This is a genomic window from Croceicoccus marinus, assembly GCF_001661675.2.
GTDB classification, from domain to species: domain Bacteria; phylum Pseudomonadota; class Alphaproteobacteria; order Sphingomonadales; family Sphingomonadaceae; genus Croceicoccus; species Croceicoccus marinus.
This window is the reverse complement of sequence record NZ_CP019602.1, coordinates 2965499-2987416: the sequence shown is the minus strand read 5'-3', so window position 1 is coordinate 2987416 and position 21918 is coordinate 2965499. Positions and strand designations below refer to the sequence as shown.

Below are 21918 nucleotides of genomic sequence, written 5' to 3'. Positions count from 1 at the left end.
GTCGGGCGGTTTAGGGCCTAATCCGCGCGCCGCAAAGGAAAAGCACGCATTCTATCGCTGGCATTTCGGGCACCAGAAGGTCGACCGCCCGCCCTGCACGAAACGCTCCACCGTGCCCCCGCAATGGCAGGGCTGCCCCTCGCGGCCATAGACTCGCCAATGGGCCGCGAAATAGCCCAGCTCGCCGTCGGGCCGCGCGTAATCGCGCATCGACGATCCGCCCGCCTCTATCGATTCGCTCAGCACATCGCGGATCGCGGGGACCAGCAGTTTCAGTTTTGGCAGGGACACGCGCCCCGCCGCCCTGTCGGGCCGGATTCCCGCGCGGTGCAACGCCTCGCACACATAGATATTGCCCAGCCCGGCGACGATGCGCTGGTCCAGCAGCGCCAGCTTGATCGCGGGGATCTTCCCCGCCAGCGCGCGCTTGAGATATGCGGGCGTGAAATCGGGCCCCAGCGGTTCGGGCCCCATCGCGGCAAAGGGCGCGAAATCGTCCAGCGCATCCGTGTCCACCAGATCGACCGATCCGAACCGCCGCGCATCGTTCAAGGCCAGCACATGCCCCGCCCCGGTTTCCAGCACCAAGTGATCGTGCTTGCCGATATCCTCGGGATCGATCCGCCAGCGCCCGCTCATCCCCAGATGGAAGATCATCACCTGCTCGCGGTCGAGATGAATGAGGCCGTATTTCGCGCGGCGCCCCAGATGCGTCACTGTCGCGCCGGTCAGCAACTGCACCAGGTCGGGCGGGAACGGGCGGCGCAGATCGGGACGATGGACGCGCGCGCGCGCGATCGTCTCGCCTTCCAGGAATCCGGCAAGGCCGCGCACGGTGGTTTCGACTTCGGGAAGTTCAGGCATCGCAGCTACAGATAGGGATCAGGGACCGATCACGGAATAGCGGCAATTCTTCGGCGGCGGTTCGACCAGCCGGCCATAGGCGTCCCCGCCGTCGCGCTGTTCGCGCATTCCGAAGCGATGGACGTCTCGCCGATCACGACATGATCTGCATGGATGTCGACGCGCGTGCCGGTGGGAAATCGTGCCAGCGCCGGTTCGGGGCCGCCCATGTCGAAGACCAGACAATCGTTCACCACGCCATAGCTGCCATGAAACAGCGCCAGCCGCGCATGAGCGGGGCGGCCGTCCGGCCCGAGCAGCGGCACGTAACGGGCGACATAGACGCCCTCGCGCGGCTGTTCGGGTTCGGCCGGAACGCGCTGCTTGGGGTTGTCGCCGCAGGCCGCCAGGGCCAGGGCCAAAGCGAGCGCCGCGAATACGGCGCGGGTGATCGGCACTGCGGCTGGCGCCCTAGCTTTCCAATTGCCGCAGCAGGCTGCGCACGTCGCCGTCCATGTCGGCATCGCGGGTGCGCAGATCCTCGATCAGGCGGACCGCGTGGATCACGGTCGAATGGTCGCGCCCGCCGAACTTGCGCCCGATTTCGGGATAGGAACGCGGGGTCAGCACCTTGGCCAGATACATCGCCACCTGCCGGGGCCGTACCACGGCGCGCGCGCGCCGCTTCGACGCCATCTCGCTGCGGTCCAGCCTGTAGAACTGGCAGACCGTGCGCTGGATCTCGTCGATGGTGATGCGGCGGCGATTGGCCGACAATATGTCGGTCAGCTGCTCCTCGGCCAGGTTGAGCGAGACCGGCTGCCCGGTCAGCTGCGCATAGGCGATCAGCTTGTTGAGGCCGCCGACAAGCTCGCGCACATTGCGGCTGATCGTGCGGGCCAGGAACTCGATCACGTCGTCGGGCACGTCGCTGCTGGAAAAGCGGGTCAGGCGGTGTTCCAGGATCTTGCGGCGCAGATCGATGTCGGCGGCCTGGATATCGGCGACCAGCCCCATCGACAGGCGCGACAGCAGCCGCGGCTCGACCCCGTCCAGCGCCTGGGGCGCGCGGTCGGCGGCAAAGCCCAGCCGCTTGCCCTCGGCCAGCAGCGCGTCGATCGTGTAGAGCAGTTCCTCCTGCGCCGAGGCCTTGCCGATGATGAACTGGATATCGTCGACCAGCAGCATGTCGAACCCGCGCAGCCGCGACTTGAACTCGATCATCTGGTTCTGGCGCAGCGCCTGCACGAACTCGACCATGAAGCGTTCGGCCGAGCAATAGAAGATCCGGCTGCCCGGCTTGGCGGCGGCGAACTGGTGGCCGATCGCATGCAGCAGGTGCGTCTTGCCCTGCCCTGTGGCGGCTTTCAGATACAGCGGCGAGAATTGCGGCGCCTCGGACGCGGCCATGCGCTGCGCGGCATTATAGGCCAGCACGTTGCCCTCGCCCGTCACGAAGCTGGCGAAGGTGAGCATGGGGTCGAGCCCGGCGCTGCCCAGTTCGGCGATCGCGTCGGCGGGATTGGTCGGCGCGGGGGTGTGGTCGTTGGCGGCGGCGGGACCGACATGCAGCTCGGGCAGCTTGCGGCGGCCGGGATGGACGGAGATGCGGACATTGCGCACTTCGCTGCGCGCGATCTTCCAGGCCAGCGACAGGCGGTCGGAGAACCGGTCGTTCACCCAGTTGGCCGAGAATTCGGTGGGCAGATACAGGTCGAGCGTGCCGGTCTCGCGGCAGAAATTGCCCAGCTCGATCGGGCGGATCCACTGGCCGTACAGCTGCTGGCCCAGGTCCTTGCGCAGTCCCACGCAAATGTCCGACCAGTCCGCCGCCAGGGCCTCGCGCTCTTCTTCCGCCATCAGATTGTTCACTTCGTTGTCCATTGGCCCGCGTGTCAGTTTGCCCAGATTGCCCGGTTTTCCCAGATTGCCCGGCTTGCCCAGGTCACCATGCGCGGATTTGCCGCTCGCCAGCGGACCTGCCCCCGTTCGTCCCATCACCACCATACTCCGATCCCCACCCGGAAGTTTCCAGGTGCCGTCCAATCATTACCCGATCAAAGATGACGCACCCCTGAAGATTCCGCGGTTCGGTTCCGTTCCTTTCGGAAACGGTTCCGCCCGGAACGGTCCCGCATGCCGCACCGGCCATTTGGCACGGCCCAGCAGTCCTCCGCCGCCCCCTTACGGCAGGAAGATGATTCTGCGTTGTCCATTGGTGCCGTCCATGAATTGACCGGCGAGTCAGTTTCTAAGGCTGTGGAGGGGCGAGCGGCAAGTGTGGACACGTAAAAATTCTGAAATAAAGCCAGTTGACTCGGGGAACCCCGCAGAATTGCTGCGCTTCCAAAATAAACGGCTGAATTCCGGCGTTTTTGACCCTGCTAGGGGGCCCGAATCGTGGGTTAACCGTCGAATCTTGCAGCGCGGCGAAAACGCCCGCGCTTTGCTGCAGTGCAACGCAAAAGGCCGGAGAGGATATCTCCGGCCTTCAAGCGGCAATATCGCTGCCGGGGCAGGACCGAATCGGTCCGAATCGCCCGGCGCGATCTGATGTGTGTGAAATCTCCGCGACTCTCCCGAATGCTCCGCCACGCGGAGCGCAGGTCGCCGCGATGGAGAGATCAGAGAGCGGCGACGCGCTTGGTCAGCCGGCTCATCTTCCGCGAGGCGGTGTTCTTGTGCATCACGCCGCGTGCCACGCCGCGCTGCAGTTCGGGCTGCGCACCGGCAAGGGCCGCCTTGGCCGCTTCCTTGTCGCCGCTCTCGATCGCGGATTCGACCTTCTTGACGAAGCTGCGGATGCGGCTGACGCGGTTTCCGTTCACTTCGGCGCGCCGCTCGTTGCGGCGGATGCGCTTGCGCGCCTGCGGCGTATTGGCCATTCGTATATTCCTTCTTGGCTGACGGGCCTGCTCGGCTGGCGTTCAACCCGCTATTGGTTCAAGACCGGTTGGCGGCTGCCAGTCGATTGTCCGTGCAGCCCGAAATCCATAAGTGAAATCCACGCAGGTTCGCTGCCCGAAACGGGCCCGACCCACGGAAAGCGCGGCGCATAGCGGCGCTGATGCGAATCGTCAAGGATTGCCGCACGATATCGCGCTGCCCCCCGCAACTGGCCCGCTGCTGGCCTGCTGTTCGGCCGCTCTCCCCCTTGCCCTCCGCCCCCTGCGGCGGCAAGGCCTTCGCCATGACCGACCCCCTTACCGACCCCACGACCGACCCACTGGCCGATCCGCACAGGCTGGAGCGATTCGCCCGCCATATCGTGCTGCCCGAAATCGGCGGCGCGGGGCAGGCGCGGCTGGCGGCGGCGCATGTCGCGGTGATCGGCGCGGGCGGGATCGGCTCGCCCGCGATCCAGTACCTGGCCGCGGCGGGCTTCGGGCGCATCACCATCATCGACGACGACGCGGTCGAGGCCAGCAACCTCCAGCGCCAGACCATCTTTACCGAGGCCGACCTCGGCAAACCCAAGGCCGAGGCCGCCGCCGCATGGGTGCGCCGCTTCGATCCCGCGCTGGCGGTCACGCCGGTCGCGCAGCGCATCACCCTGGCGAATGCCGAAGACCTGCTGGCGGACGCCGACCAGATCCTCGACGGCTGCGACAATTTCGCGACGCGCCTCGCGGTGTCCGACGCCTGCACCGCGCTGGGCAAGCCGCTGACCAGCGCCGCCGTGGGCCGCTTTCAGGCGCAGATGGCCAATTTCGCAGGGCACCTGCCCGATCAGCCCTGCTATCGCTGCTGGGTCGGCGATGCGTTCGATGCCGAGGATTGCGACACCTGCGCCGCCGACGGTGTGCTGGGCGCGTTCACCGGCATGGCGGGCAGCATGGGCGCGATGATGGCGGTGCGGATCGCGCTTTCGGGCATCTCGGCGCTGGGCGATCCGCAATACGGACAATTGCAGCTGTTCGACGGGCTGAAGCCGGCGCTGCGCACGATTGCCGTGATGAAGGACCCCGGCTGCTCGGCCTGCGGCACCGCATGAACTCGACAGCGGCGGTCCGCGCCCCCATATCGGCGCCATGGCTTCCCAGACCGAACCCGCCCCACCCGTCGGCACCGCCGTCACGCTCGAACCGCTGGTGCGCCGCGTGCTGGCGGACAATCCCAGCGCCTTTACCTTGCACGGCACGCAGAGCTATCTTGTGGGCGCGGGCAGGGATGTCGCGGTCATCGACCCCGGCCCGGACGAAGCGGAGCATATCGACGCGCTGATCGCCGCCATCGGCGATGCCAGGGTCGTCGCCATCTGCTGCACCCACACGCACCGCGACCATTCCCCCGCCGCCGCCCCGCTGAAACAGCGCACCGGCGCGCCCATCATCGGCTGCGCGGCGCTCAACCTCGAAAGCATCGGTCCGCGCGGCGACGCGCCCTTCGACCCGACCTATACCCCCGACCGCGTGCTGGCCGATGGCGAGCGGCTGACCGGCGACGGTTGGACGCTGACCGCGGTGGCGACGCCCGGCCACACCTCGAACCACCTCTGCTTCGCGCTTGAGGAAAGCGGCGCGCTGTTCACCGGCGATCACGTGATGGGCTGGTCGACCACGGTCGTCATCCCGCCCGACGGCGACATGGGCCAATACATGGCCAGCATGGAGCTGCTACACCAGCGCGAGGACAAGGTCTATTACCCCGCCCATGGCGCACCGGTGACCAACACGCGCCAGCTGGTGCGCGGCATGATCGGCCACCGCCGCCAGCGCGAGCGCCAGATCCTGCGCCAGTTGCAGGACGGGCCCAAGCCGATCCCCGCAATGGTGACCGCCATGTACAAGGGCCTCGATTCGCGGCTGGTGGGCGCGGCGGGCATGTCGGTACTCGCCCATCTCACCGATCTGGCAAGACGCGGCGAAGTCGTTTCGACGGACGACACATGGAGCCTGACGAACTGATCTTTTCCTTTTCTGCCGAACCGGAGTAAAAGCCGCGCCGGGTCGGTATAGGAGGAGGGTCAGGCTGATGGCGACATCATCCTCTGCGCAAGCCGCGCCGAACACGTCCGAAGCGGCCGAACGCCGTTTCTATCTTTATCTTGGTCTGGTCATGTCGCTAACCATCGTGACCGGCTTTTCGCTCCATCTGGCGATGGGGCGCTCGACCTTTGCCGTGCCGATGATCTTCCATGCCCATGCGCTGGTGTTCTTCGGCTGGGTCGCGCTCTATCTGGCGCAGAACATATTGATCGCGGGAAATAATGTCCGGCTGCACCGCACGCTGGGCATGGTGTCCTTTGCGTGGATCCCGTTGATGGTGGTGGTCGGGATCGTGCTGTCGCTCACCGTGTCGCAGCGCACCGGCGGGCCGTTCTTCTTCGACAAGAACCAGTTCCTGTTTTCCAACACCGCGCATCTGCTGGCCTTTGCGGGGCTGGCCTTCGCCTCGCTGCGGGCGCGGCGCTATTCGGGATGGCACCGGCGGCTGATGCTGACGGGCTTTGCGATCCTGACGGGGCCGGGGCTGGGGCGCATCATTCCGCTGCCGCTGCTGATCCCGCATGCGTGGCATTTCATGCTGGGCGTGGTGCTGGTCTGGCCCGCCATCGGCATGATCCGGGACAAGATGGTCACCGGCCGCGTCCATCCCGCGTGGTTTTGGGGCATCGGCGCGGTGCTGGCGGTGCAACTGGCAGCCGATCTGATCGCCTATTCCCCATGGGGCATCGCCATGACCGAGGCGTTCACCGCAGGCACCCCCGGCGGCGAACGGCCTATGGAGGCGTTCATCCCGCCGGGCTTCACCATGTAACACCGCTTGAACTCGGCGGATGGGCAGTCCATCTGGAAGGCGATCACCAAGGAGCCTTCCCAAATGACTGCCCAGCCCCCCAAAGCCATCATGGGCGAAAATCTCTCCGGCCTCGACCTGCGTGCCGAGATCGAGCGGCTGCGCAAGGAGCGCAACGCCGTGATCCTGGCGCATTACTACCAGAAGCCGGAACTGCAGGATCTCGCCGATTTCGTCGGCGATTCGCTGGAATTATCGAAGAAGGCCGCCGCGACCGACGCCGACGTGATCGCGTTCTGCGGCGTGAAATTCATGGCCGACACCGCCAAGATCCTCTCGCCCGACAAGATCGTGGTGCTGCCCGACCTGGATGCGGGCTGCAGCCTTGAAGACAGCTGCCCGCCCGAAAAGTTCAGGGCCTTCCGCGAGGCGCATCCCGACCACATCGCGCTGACCTATATCAACTGCAGCACCGAGGTGAAGGCGCTGTCCGACGTGATCGTGACCTCGTCCTCGGCCGAGACCATCCTGGCGCAGATCCCCAAGGACCAGAAGATCATCTTCGGCCCCGACCGGCACCTGGGCGGCTATCTCAACCGCAAGTTCGACCGCGACATGCTGCTGTGGCCGGGCGTGTGCATCGTGCACGAGGCTTTCAGCGAGACCGAACTGCTGAAGCTGATGGAACAGCACCCCGGCGCACCCGTCGCGGCGCATCCCGAATGCCCGCCGCATATCGTCGACCATGCCGATTACGTCGGATCGACCAGCGGCATCCTGCAATATGCCAAGACCACCGAGAGCGACACGCTGATCGTCGCGACCGAGCCGCATATCATCCACCAGATGGAACTGGCGCTGCCCGAGAAGAACTTCATCGGCGCGCCGGGGGCGGACGGCAACTGCAACTGCAATATCTGCCCCTACATGGCGCTCAACACCATGGAGAAGCTCTACATCGCGCTGCGCGACCTCGAGCCCCGGATCGAGATCGAGGAAGGCCTGCGCCTGAAGGCGAAGCAGAGCCTCGACAAGATGATCGAGATGGCGAGCGGCACCATCGGCAAGGGCGACCTGGGCCGCGCATAGTGCCGTTCTACCGGGTCATGATCCATGGCAGCAATTTCTCGGCATCGCGGGCGTGTGATGGCGAGCGACATGGATTTTATACCACCCGCTTCGTTCAGGCGCTGAACCCCACCCGGGCGGAATTCAAGGCGGTTGACTGGGTACGAAAGAAATATGTTCGCAATTTCGGCGCGCCTGGTCGAGATCCCATGCCCATCATGCGCCGCGAAAGCGTCCAGAAGGTTCGCGCCATGCCGCCCATGATAAGGCGCGGAGCAGGATTCACTCTCTACCGGAGCGAAGAGGATGGCGATCAGATTTAAGCCGGGCACAGCGCGTTTGACCGCGGCAGTCGCCGCTATGGCCGCGCTGATTTCTGCGCTAGGGGCCGCGCCTGCCCATGCACAAGAGGATGACATGACCGATACCCCCCGCTGGTCGCTCGCCATTCATGGCGGCGCGGGCGTTCTGACGCCCGACCGCTATACCCCCGAACAGGTCGCCGAATATCGCGCCGCGCTCGACAAGGCGCTGGAGGCGGGCGGCAAGGTCCTGTCCGACGGCGGCGCGGCGATGGACGCGGTGCAGGCGGCGGTGATGGTTCTGGAAGACGACCCGCTGTTCAACGCGGGCCGCGGCGCGGTCTTCACCTTCGAGGGCAGGAACGAGCTCGACGCCGCGATCATGGACGGCGCAACGCGCAAAGCAGGCGCGGTCGCGGGTATCCTCACCACCAAGAACCCCATCACCGCCGCGCGCGCGGTGATGGAAAACAGCCCTCACGTCTTCCTCGCGAATGACGGCGCGAATGTGTTTGCAAGGGAACAGGACCTCGAACAGGTCGACCCAAGCTATTTCGCGACCGAGGAACGCCGCCGCCAGTGGCAGGAATTCCGCGACCGCGTCGCCAGCGGCGAGGACTGGTTCGATGCCGACCTCAAATACGGGACCGTCGGCGCCGTCGCGGTCGATACCAGCGGCCATGTCGCCGCAGCCACCTCCACCGGCGGGCTGACCGGCAAGCGCTGGGGCCGCATCGGCGATTCGCCGGTGATCGGCGCGGGCACCTATGCCGACGACCGCGCCTGCGCGATTTCCGCCACGGGCGCGGGCGAATATTTCATCCGCCTCGGCGTCGCGCATGAAATCTGCGCGCGCATGCGTTTCCGGGGCGAGACGGCCGAACAGGCCGCCAATCACGTCATCGGCGAGGTCGGTGACCTCGGCGGCGACGGGGGTGTGATCGTCGCCGCTCCCGATGGCAGCACGGCATTCGCGTTCAACACGCCGGGCATGCATCGCGGGCGGATCGACAGCACCGGCCTGCGCGAAACGGCCGTGTTCGGAAACGGTCGATAGGCCGCCTCCGGACCCGAAAGCGGCGCGGCGCGTTCAGCTTGCCATGACCGCCCGCCTGCTCTCGCTCTGGAGCCGGATAAACGCCAGCTACTGGTTCTATCCGGCGATATTCTCGATCCTCGCGTTCTTCCTGGCGCTGGGCACCATCGCGCTCGACCGCGGGGTCGCGTCGGAATTCCTGACCAGCAACAAATGGCTGATCCCCGCGCGTCCCAGCGGCGCCAGCAACATGCTGCAGGTCATCGCGGCCAGCACCATCGGCGTGGCGGCGACGGTCTTCTCGATCACGATCGTCGCGGTGTCCTATGCCAGCGGCACCTATGGCCCGCGACTGCTGTCCAATTTCATGGAGGACAAGGGCAACCAGCTCAGCCTCGCCACCTTCATCGGCACCTTCGTCTATGCGGTGATGGTGCTGCGCGTCGTGCGGCAGGAGGACGAATCGCCCGCAGCGGTGCTCAACGGCGACGCGATGCCGGGCTTCGTGCCGCAATTGTCGCTGCTGGTGGCGATCTTCATGATGCTCTCCTCGATCGGCGTGCTGGTCTTCTTCCTCAACCACATTCCCGATTCGATCCGCATCAACACGGTACTCGAGGATATCGGCAAGCGGCTGATCCGCCAGATCCAGCGCCGCTTCCCGCACGAGGGCGAAGGCATCGACTGGCCCGAGGTGAAGACCGAACGCGAAGTCCGCGCCGAGCGCGCCGGCTATATCGAGATCATCAATTTCGACGGGCTGAACGAGATTGCCGAGAAGAACGGCGGCCGCATCGTGCTGTTCGTCGAGGCAGGCAATTTCATCCATCCGCCCCGCTCGCTGGCGGGCCTGCACGGGATGGGTGACGACAAGATCGCCGAAAAGGTGCGCGACTGCTTCGTGCTGTCGGGGCTGCGCACGCCGACGCAGGATCTGCGCTTCCTGCTGGACGAGCTGGTCGAGATCGCGCTGCGCGCGCTGTCGCCGGGCATCAACGACCCGTTCACCGCGATGACGGCGCTGCAATGGATGGGCGCGGCCACGGCGGAACTGGGCACGCGCGTGCTGCACGAATCGGCCAATGACGACGAGGACAGGGTCGATCCCGAAACCGCGCCGGTCATTCCGCTGACGACCGATTTCGAAGGCTACGTCGCCGCGGGCTTCGGCGCGGCCCGGTCGGCGGTGGCGACCAGCCGCAAGGCCAGCCTTTGCATGTTCGGCGCGCTCGAGAACTGCGCCGATGCGATCAGCAGCGACAAGCGCCTCGCCGTGCTGCGCGAGGAAGGCGCCAAGCTGCTGGCTCAGGCCGAATCGGCGCTGTCGGGCCCCGACCTGGTCGAGGTGCACGAGCGGCACCGCCAGTTCCTGCGCCACCTGCGCTAAATCCTCTGCGCTAGGGGCGCGGCACCTTCACCTTCGGCTCCGACGCGCGGGCCAGTGCCAGCGCCGTGCCCATCAGCGCCATGCCGATCATGTCCTGTGCCGACAGCCCCTCTCCGAACGCCAGATAGCCGCTCAGCGCCGCCAGCGCGGGCTGGGTCAACAGCGCCAGCCCGATCACCAGCGGGCTGAACCATGACAGCGACCGGATCAGCAGCCCCTGCCCCACCACCTGGCTGCTCATCGCCAGTACCAGCAGCGGAGCCCAGTTGCCCGGCATCACCGCCTCGCCCAGCGCCAGAGCGACCCCCAGCAGGATCGGCGCGCCCGCCAGGATCACCAGCACCAGCATGCTCCACGGTCCCAGCCGCGCCCGCACGCTGCGCAGCATCAGCAGATAGACGGCATACAACACACCCGCGAGCAGCGAGAAAAGGTCGCCCAGCAGGTTCTCGTGCGAGATCTGAAGCGAACCGTCCATCAACAGGAACGCGCCGATCAGCGCCGCGGCGACCGCTGCGATCTCGGCCATGCGCGGGCTCTGGCGGGCGGCGATCAGGCTCCAGGCGATCAGGATCACGCTGCCCGAATTGCCGAAGAGCGAGGCATTGCCCAGGCGCGTCCGCTCGATCCCCAGATGCCAGGCGGCCAGGTCCAGCGCAAAGGCCACGCCCGCGCCCGCGACCAGCAACAGGCCGATCCGGCCCAGCGGAGCCTTGCTTGCAGGCTCTCGCCACGCGAAGAACGCGATGACCGGCAGGGCCAGCGTCAGCCGCCAGAAACCCGCCGCCACCGGCCCGGTATCGGCCAGCCGGACCAGCCACGGTCCCATCGCCAGCACCGCATTGGCGGCAACCAGCATGCCCAGCCGCGCCAGGCGGTCAAAGCGCGTGTCCGCAGGTTCCATCGGGTTTGAGGCCGAGACGCCTATCCAGCGTCGGCAGGCTCAGCCTGTGCAGGCTCTTCCGCCGCTTCGCGATCGCTGGCGGGCGCGGCGTCATCGCTTCCGCCATCGGCCGTGCCATCCGTGGCACCGTTCTGGGCACCGTCCCCGGCCTCGACCTCTGCCGGAACGCCTTGCGAGCGTAGCTGGTCGAACTGGATCATCTCGTCGCTGATCGTGCCTTGCAGCACTTCGCCGCCCGCGTCGCGCGTGTCGTCAGCCGACCGCTCGGGCTCGGCATTGCAGGACGCCAGCAGCAGCGCGCCGGTCACGGCAGCGCCCGTCAGCACAGGAGTGATTCGCAAGGGTCTCATCGCCGCAATCGCTAGTCGCTGGGACAGGCGCGGTCCAGCGCGGCCAGGAATTCCTGCCCATGCATCAGCAGCGATCGGTCGAACTGTTCGGCACTGACGTTGAGGCCCAGCCGGTGCAGGCTGGTCACGCCATATTCGCTGATGCCGCAAGGCACGATGCCGGTGAAATGCGACAGGTCGGGCGACAGGTTCACCGAAAAGCCGTGCATCGTCACCCAGCGCCGCACCCGCACGCCGATTGCGCCGATCTTGGCCTCGCGGCCGTCGATGTCGCGCGTCCAGATGCCGATCCGCCCCTCGGCCCGCCAGCTCTCGACTCCGAAATCGCGCAGCGCCCCGATCACCCAGCCTTCCAGCGCGTGGACGAAGCCCCGCACGTCGCGCGCCCTGCGCGTCAGGTCGAGCAGCACATAGCCGATGCGCTGTCCCGGCCCGTGATAGGTGAACTGCCCGCCGCGCCCCGCCTGCACCACGTCGAAGCGCGGGTCGAGCATGTCGCCCTCTTTCGCGCTGGTGCCCGCGGTATAGACCGGCGGATGTTCGAGCAGCCAGATCAGCTCGCTCGCCGTGCCGTCGCGAATGGCGCGGTTGCGCTCCTCCATCTCGGCCAGCGCGTCGCGATAGGGAACCTGGCCGGTTTCGCGGCGCCATTCGATATTGGCAGCCCTTCCGGTACTGGACGGTTGTGCGTCATTGTTCGCAATTTGACTGGCCATGCGCGTTGCGTGGACCCGAATGCCATGCCAAATCAAGCCCCATGAGCGTCAACCTGCCCCCTGCCGGCCCTTCTGCCCCGCGCACCCGTTTCGATGCCAATGCCGCGTGGAAAAGCGCGGCGGGCGTCATCCGCGCCAATCGGCAGATATTGCTGGTGATGGCCGGGCTGTTCTTCCTGCTGCCGCAACTGGCGGTCGACTTCATCCTGCCCGAACCGGCCCCGGGGCTTGAGGGCGAGGCCGCGGGCGAGGCGGTGCTGGCCATCTATGCAAGCTGGTGGCCGCTGATCCTGCTGGGCTTTGTCGCACAGGGCGCGGGGCTGCTGGCGATCATCGCGTTGATCGCGGGCCGCGGCAGGCCCAGCGTGCGCGAATCCATCGCCGCCGGGCTGAAGGCGCTGCCCACCATGATCGCCGCGCAGCTGGTGGTCGGCGCGGGCGTCGGGCTTGGCATGCTGCTGATCCTGCTGCCCTTTGCCGCGATCGGCGGGGAAGCGATGACGGGGCTGGCGCTGATCCCCGCGCTGGCGCTGGCGATGTGGATCTATGCCCGCACCATGCTGATCGCGCCCATCGTGGCGGCAGGCGGCGTGCGCAATCCGTTCGAGGCTATCCTGGCAAGCTGGAGGACGACGAACGGCAATGCCTCGCGCCTGCTGCTGTTCTTCGTGCTGCTGCTGCTGGCGACGACGGTGATCTATCTGGTCGCCACCAGCGTTCCGGCGGCCCTGCTGGCGGTCGTCGGCGGCCCCAGGGCGGGCGCGATCACCGTCGCCCTGCTGGGCAGCCTGGTCGCCGCCGCCTTCTCGCTTCTGACGGCCGCGGTGCTGACGGCGGCATGGCGGCAACTGGCGCCGCCGCCGCAAGCCCGGCCCTAGCGGTTCTCGCTCAGTCCTTGTGGCCCCAGAACATCTTGCAGGGCAGGACGTTCAGCGGCTCGAAATCCGAATCGATGCGGTCGAACCGCTTCGCCATGAAATCGCGCGCCGCAGCCGAGAACTGATAGACCAGGAATGCCCCGCCGGTGTTCAGCACGCGGTGCGTCGCATCGACGATCGCGGGCCCCACCCCGTCAGGCAGGGTCGAGAACGGCAGGCCCGACAGCACGTAATCGGCCCCGTCATGCCCGCGCTCCTTCACGATCTTCTCGACATCCGCGGCAGAGCCCAGCACCGCCGTAAAGCGCGGATCGTGGATCGTGCGGTTGAGATAGTCGATATAGAGGGGGTTGGTGTCGATCACGATCAGCGCCCCGTCGGGACGCAGCCGGTCGAGCACCGGCTGGCAGAACGTGCCGACGCCGGGGCCGTATTCGACGAACAGCTTGCAGCGGTCCCAATCGGTCCGCGCGAGCATGCGATTGATCGTGAAGCGCGACGACGGGATGATCGAACCGACCATCACCGGGTGCTGGATGAAGCCCTTGAAGAACACGGCCCAGGGTCCGAGCTTGTGCCCGATCCGCCGTTTCGCGCGAGAAACCGCGGACCTTTCCGCCAATTCGGTACCATTCATGAAATGCTGTGCCCCCGCGAGGCTGTCTGTGTGTCCAGCATGCTGCGTGGCAAATGCCGGACCCTATTGCAAGTTTGCATCGGTGATTTGATCATAAACCCCCGCCGCGTGGACGGTTCCGACAATCAGAGGATTTCGTGCACTTTTTCCTGGGGCCGGCACAGGCGCACGCCTTTTCCGTTTCCACCAGCGGGCGTTCGATCAGGATCGGGTCCGCCGCCATAGCCGCCAGCACGGCCGCGTCATCCGCTTGGGGCAGGCCGCGTTCCTCGGCATCGGTGCCGCGCAGGCGCAGGCCCTGCTGCGGGGTCAGGCCCGCATCCCTGTACAGCTGCGCCAGCCGGTCCGCGCCGGGCGGGGTCTTGAGATATTCGACCACCTCGACCTCGACGCCGGGCGTCTCCTCCAGGATCGCCAGCGTCTTGCGCGAGGTGCCGCACTTGGGATTGTGCCAGATCGTGGCCTTCATGGTTCGCTCTCCGTCGGTTCGGGGGATGCCGCGCTGATCGCGGGCACGACCTGCGCCGCCTCGGCCGGATCGATGCCGGGGGCGGGCAGGCTTTCAAGATTCTCGCGCCGCCGCATCGCGCGGCCTGCGCGTTCGATGGCGCGGATGATGCGCGGCCCCGCACCGCAGGGGCACAGATTGCGCACCGCCTGAGCGATTTCCTCGCGCCCCGCGCGCGGATTGCGCGCCAGCAGCGCGGCACCCGCCATCACGAAGCCGGGAGTGCAGAACCCGCACTGGATCGCCCCTTCGGCCACCATCGCCTGTTGCAGCGGATGCGATCGGTCGCCCGACAGCGCTTCGATGGTGGTGACGAAGCGGCCCTCCACCTCGGCGATGCTGACCAGGCAGGACCGGATCGCCTCGCCGTCGATGATGACCATGCAGGCGCCGCAATCGCCATTGCCGCAGCCATATTTGGTGCCCGTCAGATTGGCCGCATCGCGCAGCGCCCACAGCAGGGGCGTTTCGGGATCCATCAGGAACTGGACCGGCCGGTCGTTGACGGTAAAGCGGGTCATGCGGGCAAGGCTCTAGCGCGGGCTTGGGTTCGGGGGAAGATCGTCCGGGCAGGAAGATCGGGCCAACAGATCAGCCGTCGATCAAGCCCCGCCGCGCCAGATCGTCGCGCAGCGCGGGGGCATCGCGGAAATGATGCACCTGCCAGCCCAGCCGCTGCGCAGCCGCGATATTCGCGTCATTGTCGTCGATGAACAGGGTTTCGGCCGGATCGATGCCGAAACGGCGCGCCGCCAGCTCGAAGATCTCGGGCGCGGGCTTGGCCAGCTTCTCGGTGCCCGAAACGACGATGTCGCGGAAACGGTCGAACACCGGCTGGTCGGGGCGGAACCGGGCCCAGAACTCGTCGGCGAAATTGGTGATCGCGAACAGGGGCACGCCGCGCTCGTCCAGCTCTTCCACCAGCTCGTGCGAGCCGGGCACGGGGCCGGGGATCGATTCCAGGAAGCGGGTGGCATAGGCGTCGATCACCGCGCCATGCCGGGGGAACAGCAGCTTGCGCTCTGCCACCAGCTCGGCCAGGTCGCGTCCGGCGTCATGCTCGAAATGCCAGGCTTCGGTGACGACATGCGACAGGACGTAATCCAGCTCGGCCGGATCGTCGACCATCGGGCCGAACAGAAGCGCCATGTCCCAGCGAAACAGAACCCGCCCGACGTCGAAAGCGACGTTACGGACGGGTGTCTTGGTCATCGGGGACAATGGCCCAGGCAGCGATAGGTCGGCATTTCGTCCGTACGGCGCGAGAACGGCTGCGCGCGAGAACCAGAGCCCCCGACCCATCGAAACATGGGTGACCTGCTGGTCGTGGGCACCGGAAGCGCGGCGCGTGACCGTCCGCAGCCATCCCAGACGGAATGACCGCCTGTCGTCAGCCCTGGCGGGCCTTGAACTTGCGCACCGTCTTGTTGATCACATAGGTGCGACCGCGGCGACGGATCACGCGGTTGTCGCGATGACGGTTCTTCAGCGACTTGAGGCTGTTGCGAATCTTCATGGGTCTTAATCCGGTATAAGCGTGTGTGCCCCGCCAGCTGCGCGAAATGGGCGCGGGCGGGCGAAAATCAAGGCTGGCCCGTTACGGGCGGCGGCCTGCAGAGTCAAGCGCGTAAAGCCGCCCGGTGCCGCCAGCGCGCCGCCCGCACGGCGCGAATCAGGCGTTCTCGCGCGCCTTCTCATCCTCGCGCATGGCCTGCAGCTTGGTCTCCCAGCGCAGGGCATCGGCGATGATCTGTTCCAGATCGTCATGCTCGGGCTGCCAGGGGGTGGTGGCCAGCAGGCGCGTATTGTCCGCCAGCAGCGCCGGCACGTCGCCCGCGCGGCGCCCCTCCATGCGGCGCGGGACCGGTTTGCCCACTACGCGGTCGACCGCATCCAGCACTTCCAGCACCGAGAATCCCTTGGCATAGCCAACATTCATGGTGAGGTTGCGCTCCGGCTGAGCCGCCAGAGCCTCGAGCGCGTGGACATGCGCGGCGGCCAGGTCGCTGACATGGATATAGTCGCGGATACCGGTCCCGTCGCGAGTCGGATAGTCGAGCCCGAATACCGCCACCTCGCTGCGCTTGCCCAGCGCGGCTTCCAGCGCGACCTTGATCAGATGGGTCGATCCCACGCCGGACTGCCCGCTGCGCGCCTGCGGATCGGCGCCCGCGACGTTGAAATAGCGCAGCACGCAATAGTTCATCGGATGCGCCTTCGCCATGTCGGCCAGCACCCGTTCGGTCATGGCCTTCGACATCGCGTAGGGATTGAAGGGCTGGATCGGATCGTCCTCGGACAAGGGCTTCGCCTCCGCCTCGCCATAGACGCTGGCGGTGGAGGAGAAGATGAAATGCGGAACCCCCGCCTCGACCGCGGACTGGATCATCGCCCGGCTCTTGCCCGTGTTGTTGTCATAGTATTTCAGCGGATTCTCGACCGATTCGGGGACGATGATCGATCCGGCGAAATGCATGATCGCGCCGATGTCGTGCTCGGCCAGGATGCGCTTCACCAGATCGCCGTCGGCCACGTCGCCGTGATGGAACGGCACGTCGTCCGGCACCGCCCAGCGAAAACCCGTCGACAGATCGTCGAGCACCACCACCGGCCAGCCGCGATCGCGCAGCGCCAGCACCGCGTGGCTTCCGATATAACCGGCACCGCCGGTGACGAGAACGGGGAACTGGGTCATGCTTTTGGCTTCTTTCGCAACGGGATCGTCGATTCAACGCCCCTTCATACCAGCCGAAGCTTGGCAATGCGTGAATCTTCGGCATTACCGCCCGCCGCTCCGGGATTACTCCTGTCGGTCAGATCGGGCGCCGCTTAGAACGGATAGGCGCCAAAATCGCTGACGTCGCGGATCAGCCCCATCTCGATCAGCTGGTCGGACCCCTGGAACCGCGCACTGCCCGGATAGCGCAGGTCCATGCCCTTGTGGCGGCGGATCATGTCGGCATAGCGCACATATTCCGCCCCGCCGTTGTAATGCTCGCCCCGCTCGACCTCGCGGCGGACGCGGTCGGCGAAATCGGCCAGGAACTTGAAGTGCAGCAGCACCGTGCTTTCGCGGAAGACGTCGGCGTTCCCGACCGCGTGGCAATGGTGATAGGATACCTTGGTCTGCGTCTGCACCAGCGGATATTTCGCCAGCACCGGCATCTGCGTCGGCAGCGCGCGCAGCGCCAGCGGCAGGAAGCGGCGCGGCATGCGCGGCAGCACGCGGTCGCTCTGCCCGCGCAGCCAATAGGTGCGCCAGTTGCTGCGCGCCTCGCGGCGGACGCTGGACATCAGCCGCACGCGCGGACCGCCGACGACCTCGACCCAGCCGTCGGGGCCGCGCCATGGCTTCACCGGGCGCAGGCGGAAATGATAGTCGCTGTCGAACAGGGGCGCGGCCTCGGCAAGGTCGTGGCCGGTAAGCGGCTGCCCCTCCTCCATCGGGCCCTCGGGATACATGTCCAGCATGAACGAGAAGATCGTGTTGGCGCCGTCGCTCTCGGCTTCCCTGACCAGGTCGGTCAGCGGGCGTTCGGGCCAGCCGCGATAGATGATCTGCTCGTCCGCATCGGTATGGAGCAGCCAGATCCTGTTGCTGATCCTTGCGCGCACCGCATCGACCCAGCGAATGCCGAATTTGGATTCGGCATAGCTGGCAGTGGTGCGCGTCAGGATCACGTCCGGCTGCGCGTCCAGGAATTCATAGGTCCCGTCGTCCGACCCGTTGTCGATCACCGCGAAGCAACCGACCCCGATCGCGCGGTAATGCGCCAGCCACGACTGCATCCTCGTATATTCGTTCCTGCATACGCAGATCGCGATGATCCGGTGATCGCGGCTTGCGGCATCCACCGCATTCATAAAAGTCTCGTCCATGACTTGCCTGCCCCCATGTCTGGCCGGCCGATGCGATTTTCCGCTTTCGCGGAGTGCCCCCGCACCTGCCGTACCCGCTACGAACGACTCGCCCCCAGATGGTCCCGCCGGGCGAGGTTTTAATCAAGTTTAAACCGGGGCTTGCCTTGCGCCCCGGCCTGCCTTGCCGGCACCTTCACAGCGCGGCGAGCGCTTCTTCCCACAATTCGCCCGTCTCGCGCATGATACGATCCGCTACCGCCCGATCCAGCCGTTCGCGCCATTCCTCGACCAGCGCGCGGCTGTCGCGGCTGTGGCGATGCTGTACATGTTCGCCCGCCGAGGGCGCGGATGCGGTGGTGTCGCGCCTCAGCCGGCCAGCGATCTCGTCGCTGAACGACAGGTCCAATCGTGCGAACACATCGCGCATATACCGCTCGGGCTCAAGGCAGAGCCGGTCGTGGACCAAGAATATCCAGTCGGGCCGCCGCTGCTTCAGCTCAAGCGTGGCGCGGGTGAACAGCCGCCATTGCAGCAGCAATCCGTCGAGCGCGGAATGGTCGTCGGGGCGGAAGTCGGCCACCTCGCGCGCAAGTTCGCGGTCGGCGATCGGGATGTCGCAGCCCGCGATCGCCCGCATCTCGGACGGCCAGTCGAGCGCGAGATAGCTGGAAATCACGCCGCCGGGATGGCGCAGCATCACGACCACCTGCGAATCATAGGTATCGGCCAGCCATTCGGCGGCGAAGAACGCCAGCGGGTCCTTGATGCACACCCGCTTCGCCTTGCCGAAGCTTTCGCGCCGATAGGCCAGCGCGCGGGCCGCCAGCCTGCCCGCCAGGTCGGGTTCGCCCGCCCGGCACTCCACCGCGCCGCGCAGCGCCTTGCCCCAGCGCGTGACCGGGCGGCCCAGCGCCATCAGCTCGTCGATGGCCGCGCGGTGCGCCGCCCCGTTTTCCGAATCCAGCGCGATGAAGCGTTCGGGCAGGCTCAGATGATGCGGCGCCTCGTCGTTGAAGGGCTCGTAGATATAGAACACCTCGGGCGACTGGCCGATCACCTTGCCGACGAAAGTGGTGCCCGACCGGGGGCAGCCGGTCACGATGATGGGTCGGCGCGAACCGGTTCCGGTCTCGGCCACGGGGACAGGCTCGATCATGTCGCCGGCCGTCATGCCGCCGCCCCCAGATGGCGGCGCAGCACCGGTTCCAGCAAGTCCGCGGCATCCAAATGCATCTCGGGCGAGGGATAGTAGTCGTTCTGCGAATAGGTGCCCGCCGCCAGGTCCTTGCGGTCGGCGCTGTTGTCGATGCGGGCGGGCTGTCCGGTAAAGCGGTCAATCAGCGGCTGGGGCGAACCCCGGCGCGAATGGCAATGGACGTAATCGTCCGCCGCGCCCCTGGTGGCGTCCAGCATGCGCTGGTTCACCAGCTGCGGATAATCGCCGAACAGCGCATTCTCCCTGTCATAGCGCTGCCACCACCAGGCGAATCGGCCGGTGGAATGCCATGCGGGCGCGCGGCGCGAAAAATAGAGATAGACGACCGGCACGGTGATCCGCTCCATCAGCTCGCGGTTGTGCGCGATCCGGTTGGCGCGCGTCTCGGCCAGCACCTTGCGCGCATGGGGCGGGCCGACGAACATGCGCCATGCCTTGGCAAGCGGGCGAGGCATCGCCGCGGGCGGCGGCTCTGCGGCCAGCAGTTCGGCCCAGGCCTGCTGCGCCGACATGCGCTGCCCGTCCGCGCGGCGGGTGACATATTCCAGGCCCCCGCTGTCATAGACCGAATTGCTCTCGCTGCGCCCCGACGTCACCTGCAGGATCACCGCCCGGCCCCGGTTGGCGAACTCGATCAGTTGCGGATAGCGCAGGAAGAACGCCGGACCCGCGCCGCCATAGCCCAGGTTGACGAAGTGGACGTCCAGCCGCTCGGCCAGCAGGTCGGGGAACGCATCGTCGCAGAAACAGCCGAAGGCCTGCGCCGCGCCCGGGCAGGCGACGTAATTGCCCTCGTCCACTGAGGGCTCCGGCCCGCGAAACGACAGGCCGGTGCGAGCGTCACGATCAATGTAATAATCGACGACCGCGTAGTCGCGCGCCTGGTAACCCGACAGATGCTCTCCGCCCATCGTGCGGCCGCCCCCCGCTTCAGTGGCACGATCCATGCCTGGAATGTTTGCGTGTGAATGTCCGCGTGTCGGATCGACGATTAACAACACTCTGCCATGGCAGCCATGTCGATTCCTAGAATACCTCCAATTGGCCAATTGCTCGCCAGACGGGTAATTTATATCATGGTTAACGGGGGCCGATAATAGCCCGATTCCCGAACATACCTCGATACATTTGTTGCCTGCACTGCGGACAAACCGCAGGCCTTAACGACAGTTCGTGGGAAGGATAAGTATTCACAATATCCGATTACTTATGCATGGCACGGGGGGGTATTTATCATGAAAGATCGGAAAGCACTGATCATCCCCTCGCGTGGAATGTCGAGACTGAACCGTTCCCCGGACTATTGGCCGACAGGGTCGAGAGCAGGGGCTGGCGGGTCGACGACAACGAACCGGCCAAGTACTTGCGTACTGCTTACGATGCGGTGATCATTCACTGACCCGATCATTTCTCGACCACGCATGCCCTGCCGCTTGCATGGGCGCGCACCGGCATGTTCTTCGGGCTGCTGTGCTTCCTGAAACTGCGGGGCGCGCGCATCGTGCGGATCGTGCACGACGTAGACGAACTGCGCCGCCGCCGCCGCCTGCTGCGCCGGATCAACCGGGCGCTCAGCGCGGCGCTGACCGACCAGTACGTGTTCCTCTCCGCCTCCTCCCGCGAGGCGTTCGCGCGGATGTTCCCCCGCCTCGCCCGCCCCGACCACCCGACGCTCTTCCACCCGCATTTTCGCGTAGCGGGACACTAGCGGCCTCCGACCGGCCAGCCCGCAAGGCCGGCGCTGCGGTTCGTCGGCGACATCCGCGAATACAAGGGGCTCGACCGCTTTCTCGCGCTCTACGCGGCGCAGCGGGTGCAGACCCCGCTTGAGATCATCGACCACTGCGACGATCCCCAGCATGCGGCGGCGATCCGGTCGCGGATCGACCAGGCGCGCGCGGCGGGGTGCACGATCGACTGGGACGACCGCCGCCCCGGCCATGACTAGTTGGACGTCATCATCGCCGACTCCGCCGCGGTCGTGCTGCCCTATACCGTGTGCTGGAACTCCGGCATGGCGGTCAAGGTGCTCGAACACGGCACCGCACTGCTGTGCGCCGACCTTCCGCTGTTCCGCGAGATCGGCGAGCACGTCGGCCCGTGGATCACCTGCTATCTTACCGACGGCAGCGATCTGTCGCGGCAGGTCGACCGGGTGATGAACTATCCCGCGCTGATGGAGGATGCCGAGCGCCTGTCCCGCTTCCTCGACGGATTGAGCCGGGACAGCTTCGCCGCCGAGTTCGAGGGAGCACTGGCCTGACGCGCCGGCGGCCGGCGCCGCAGGGCGTTCGCGCCCTGCCCGCCGGCCTGCCCTCCCACTTGCCCGCCACCCTGCCCGCCCAACTGCTCGCCCAACTGCCCGCCCAACTGCCCGCAAGGAGCGCGCCTTAACCCTTTGTTTAACCCTTTGGAGGTTCGACCTTGTTATCCATGGCGGCGCGCGTGCCGCTGGCCTAGATATGGCCGAACG

At 66.5% G+C, this 21918-nt stretch carries 26 protein-coding genes and 1 pseudogene; 11 read left to right on the top strand and 16 right to left on the bottom strand.

Annotation, left to right across the window (positions count from 1 at the left end):
- Positions 1 to 51: 51 nt before the first annotated feature.
- From mutM to rpsT, 4 genes are all read right to left on the bottom strand, one after another.
- The gene (gene mutM, locus A9D14_RS14200) at positions 52 to 864 is read right to left on the bottom strand and encodes a bifunctional DNA-formamidopyrimidine glycosylase/DNA-(apurinic or apyrimidinic site) lyase (RefSeq protein ID WP_066847717.1); all 813 of its coding nucleotides are present in this window, start codon (positions 862 to 864) and stop codon (positions 52 to 54) included.
- A gap of 29 nt (positions 865 to 893) precedes the next feature.
- Positions 894 to 1301 (bottom strand): hypothetical protein, encoded by a 408-nt coding sequence (locus A9D14_RS14195; RefSeq protein ID WP_066847715.1) that lies wholly within the window; start codon positions 1299 to 1301, stop codon positions 894 to 896.
- A gap of 13 nt (positions 1302 to 1314) precedes the next feature.
- Entirely contained in the window at positions 1315 to 2727 is a 1413-nt protein-coding gene (gene dnaA, locus A9D14_RS14190; RefSeq protein ID WP_066849329.1) for a chromosomal replication initiator protein DnaA, read from the bottom strand.
- A gap of 740 nt (positions 2728 to 3467) precedes the next feature.
- Positions 3468 to 3728, bottom strand: coding sequence for a 30S ribosomal protein S20 (gene rpsT / locus A9D14_RS14185; RefSeq protein WP_066847713.1), 261 nt, complete (start codon positions 3726 to 3728; stop codon positions 3468 to 3470).
- A 305-nt stretch (positions 3729 to 4033) separates the two neighbouring features.
- Here rpsT and A9D14_RS14180 point away from each other — a divergent pair, with 305 nt between their 5' ends.
- The 7 genes from A9D14_RS14180 (at position 4034) to A9D14_RS14150 (ending at position 10375) form a co-directional block, all read left to right on the top strand.
- Positions 4034 to 4837, top strand: a complete 804-nt coding sequence (locus A9D14_RS14180; RefSeq protein WP_066847711.1) for a HesA/MoeB/ThiF family protein — start codon at positions 4034 to 4036, stop codon at positions 4835 to 4837.
- Between the two features lie 37 nt (positions 4838 to 4874).
- Positions 4875 to 5750 (top strand): MBL fold metallo-hydrolase, encoded by an 876-nt coding sequence (locus A9D14_RS14175; protein WP_066847709.1) that lies wholly within the window; start codon positions 4875 to 4877, stop codon positions 5748 to 5750.
- A gap of 67 nt (positions 5751 to 5817) precedes the next feature.
- Positions 5818 to 6603 (top strand): hypothetical protein, encoded by a 786-nt coding sequence (locus tag A9D14_RS14170; RefSeq protein WP_066847707.1) that lies wholly within the window; start codon positions 5818 to 5820, stop codon positions 6601 to 6603.
- 63 nt (positions 6604 to 6666) lie between these two features.
- Positions 6667 to 7671, top strand: a complete 1005-nt coding sequence (gene nadA / locus A9D14_RS14165) for a quinolinate synthase NadA (RefSeq protein ID WP_066849326.1) — start codon at positions 6667 to 6669, stop codon at positions 7669 to 7671.
- Between the two features lie 17 nt (positions 7672 to 7688).
- Positions 7689 to 7973, top strand: a complete 285-nt coding sequence (locus A9D14_RS14160) for a hypothetical protein (RefSeq protein ID WP_157668242.1) — start codon at positions 7689 to 7691, stop codon at positions 7971 to 7973.
- 94 nt (positions 7974 to 8067) lie between these two features.
- On the top strand, positions 8068 to 9009 hold the full coding sequence (locus A9D14_RS14155) for an isoaspartyl peptidase/L-asparaginase family protein (protein ID WP_066849324.1): 942 nt from the start codon (positions 8068 to 8070) through the stop codon (positions 9007 to 9009).
- Positions 9010 to 9052: 43 nt separating this feature from the next.
- Positions 9053 to 10375 carry a DUF2254 domain-containing protein gene (locus A9D14_RS14150; protein WP_066847703.1) on the top strand — a complete coding sequence of 441 codons (1323 nt, stop codon included), beginning with the start codon at positions 9053 to 9055 and terminating at the stop codon, positions 10373 to 10375.
- Positions 10376 to 10385: 10 nt separating this feature from the next.
- Here the strand turns inward: A9D14_RS14150 and A9D14_RS14145 are convergent, their stop codons facing one another.
- From A9D14_RS14145 to lipB, 3 genes are read right to left on the bottom strand one after another with little or no spacing between them, the layout of a single operon-like run.
- Positions 10386 to 11279, bottom strand: coding sequence for a DMT family transporter (locus tag A9D14_RS14145; RefSeq protein WP_066847701.1), 894 nt, complete (start codon positions 11277 to 11279; stop codon positions 10386 to 10388).
- A 20-nt stretch (positions 11280 to 11299) separates the two neighbouring features.
- Positions 11300 to 11620, bottom strand: a complete 321-nt coding sequence (locus tag A9D14_RS14140) for a hypothetical protein (protein WP_157668241.1) — start codon at positions 11618 to 11620, stop codon at positions 11300 to 11302.
- A 20-nt stretch (positions 11621 to 11640) separates the two neighbouring features.
- Positions 11641 to 12345 (bottom strand): lipoyl(octanoyl) transferase LipB, encoded by a 705-nt coding sequence (gene lipB / locus A9D14_RS14135; protein WP_066847696.1) that lies wholly within the window; start codon positions 12343 to 12345, stop codon positions 11641 to 11643.
- A 41-nt stretch (positions 12346 to 12386) separates the two neighbouring features.
- Between lipB and A9D14_RS14130 the strand changes: the two genes are divergently transcribed.
- Positions 12387 to 13223 carry a hypothetical protein gene (locus A9D14_RS14130; protein ID WP_066847693.1) on the top strand — a complete coding sequence of 279 codons (837 nt, stop codon included), beginning with the start codon at positions 12387 to 12389 and terminating at the stop codon, positions 13221 to 13223.
- Positions 13224 to 13233: 10 nt separating this feature from the next.
- Here A9D14_RS14130 and A9D14_RS14125 read toward each other — a convergent pair whose 3' ends face one another.
- From A9D14_RS14125 to A9D14_RS14085, 9 genes and pseudogenes are all read right to left on the bottom strand, one after another.
- Positions 13234 to 13860, bottom strand: coding sequence for a class I SAM-dependent methyltransferase (locus A9D14_RS14125; protein WP_066847690.1), 627 nt, complete (start codon positions 13858 to 13860; stop codon positions 13234 to 13236).
- Positions 13861 to 13985: 125 nt separating this feature from the next.
- Positions 13986 to 14329: pseudogene (locus A9D14_RS14120) on the bottom strand (ArsC/Spx/MgsR family protein).
- The gene (locus tag A9D14_RS14115) at positions 14326 to 14889 is read right to left on the bottom strand and encodes a (2Fe-2S)-binding protein (RefSeq protein ID WP_066847688.1); all 564 of its coding nucleotides are present in this window, start codon (positions 14887 to 14889) and stop codon (positions 14326 to 14328) included. The pseudogene A9D14_RS14120 and the gene A9D14_RS14115 overlap by 4 nt, the downstream one beginning before the upstream one ends.
- A gap of 70 nt (positions 14890 to 14959) precedes the next feature.
- On the bottom strand, positions 14960 to 15580 hold the full coding sequence (locus tag A9D14_RS14110; RefSeq protein ID WP_066847686.1) for an HAD family hydrolase: 621 nt from the start codon (positions 15578 to 15580) through the stop codon (positions 14960 to 14962).
- 178 nt (positions 15581 to 15758) lie between these two features.
- Entirely contained in the window at positions 15759 to 15884 is a 126-nt protein-coding gene (ykgO, locus tag A9D14_RS14105) for a type B 50S ribosomal protein L36 (protein ID WP_066773114.1), read from the bottom strand.
- A 156-nt stretch (positions 15885 to 16040) separates the two neighbouring features.
- Positions 16041 to 17063, bottom strand: coding sequence for a UDP-glucose 4-epimerase GalE (gene galE / locus A9D14_RS14100; protein WP_066847684.1), 1023 nt, complete (start codon positions 17061 to 17063; stop codon positions 16041 to 16043).
- Between the two features lie 134 nt (positions 17064 to 17197).
- On the bottom strand, positions 17198 to 18247 hold the full coding sequence (locus tag A9D14_RS14095; RefSeq protein ID WP_066847681.1) for a glycosyltransferase family 2 protein: 1050 nt from the start codon (positions 18245 to 18247) through the stop codon (positions 17198 to 17200).
- Positions 18248 to 18422: 175 nt separating this feature from the next.
- Positions 18423 to 19400: a sulfotransferase family protein gene (locus A9D14_RS14090; RefSeq protein WP_066847678.1), complete on the bottom strand. Its 978-nt coding sequence runs from the start codon at positions 19398 to 19400 to the stop codon at positions 18423 to 18425.
- On the bottom strand, positions 19397 to 20392 hold the full coding sequence (locus A9D14_RS14085) for a DUF6473 family protein (RefSeq protein ID WP_083987956.1): 996 nt from the start codon (positions 20390 to 20392) through the stop codon (positions 19397 to 19399). The genes A9D14_RS14090 and A9D14_RS14085 overlap by 4 nt, the downstream gene beginning before the upstream one ends.
- 506 nt (positions 20393 to 20898) lie before the next feature.
- Here A9D14_RS14085 and A9D14_RS14080 point away from each other — a divergent pair.
- From A9D14_RS14080 to A9D14_RS14075, 3 genes are all read left to right on the top strand, one after another.
- Positions 20899 to 21153 (top strand): hypothetical protein, encoded by a 255-nt coding sequence (locus A9D14_RS14080; protein WP_066847675.1) that lies wholly within the window; start codon positions 20899 to 20901, stop codon positions 21151 to 21153.
- A 105-nt stretch (positions 21154 to 21258) separates the two neighbouring features.
- A complete protein-coding gene (locus tag A9D14_RS20320) occupies positions 21259 to 21393 on the top strand; it encodes a hypothetical protein (RefSeq protein ID WP_269769212.1) in 135 nt (44 codons plus the stop codon).
- On the top strand, positions 21394 to 21708 hold the full coding sequence (locus A9D14_RS14075; RefSeq protein WP_066847672.1) for a hypothetical protein: 315 nt from the start codon (positions 21394 to 21396) through the stop codon (positions 21706 to 21708).
- Positions 21709 to 21918 lie beyond the last annotated feature (210 nt).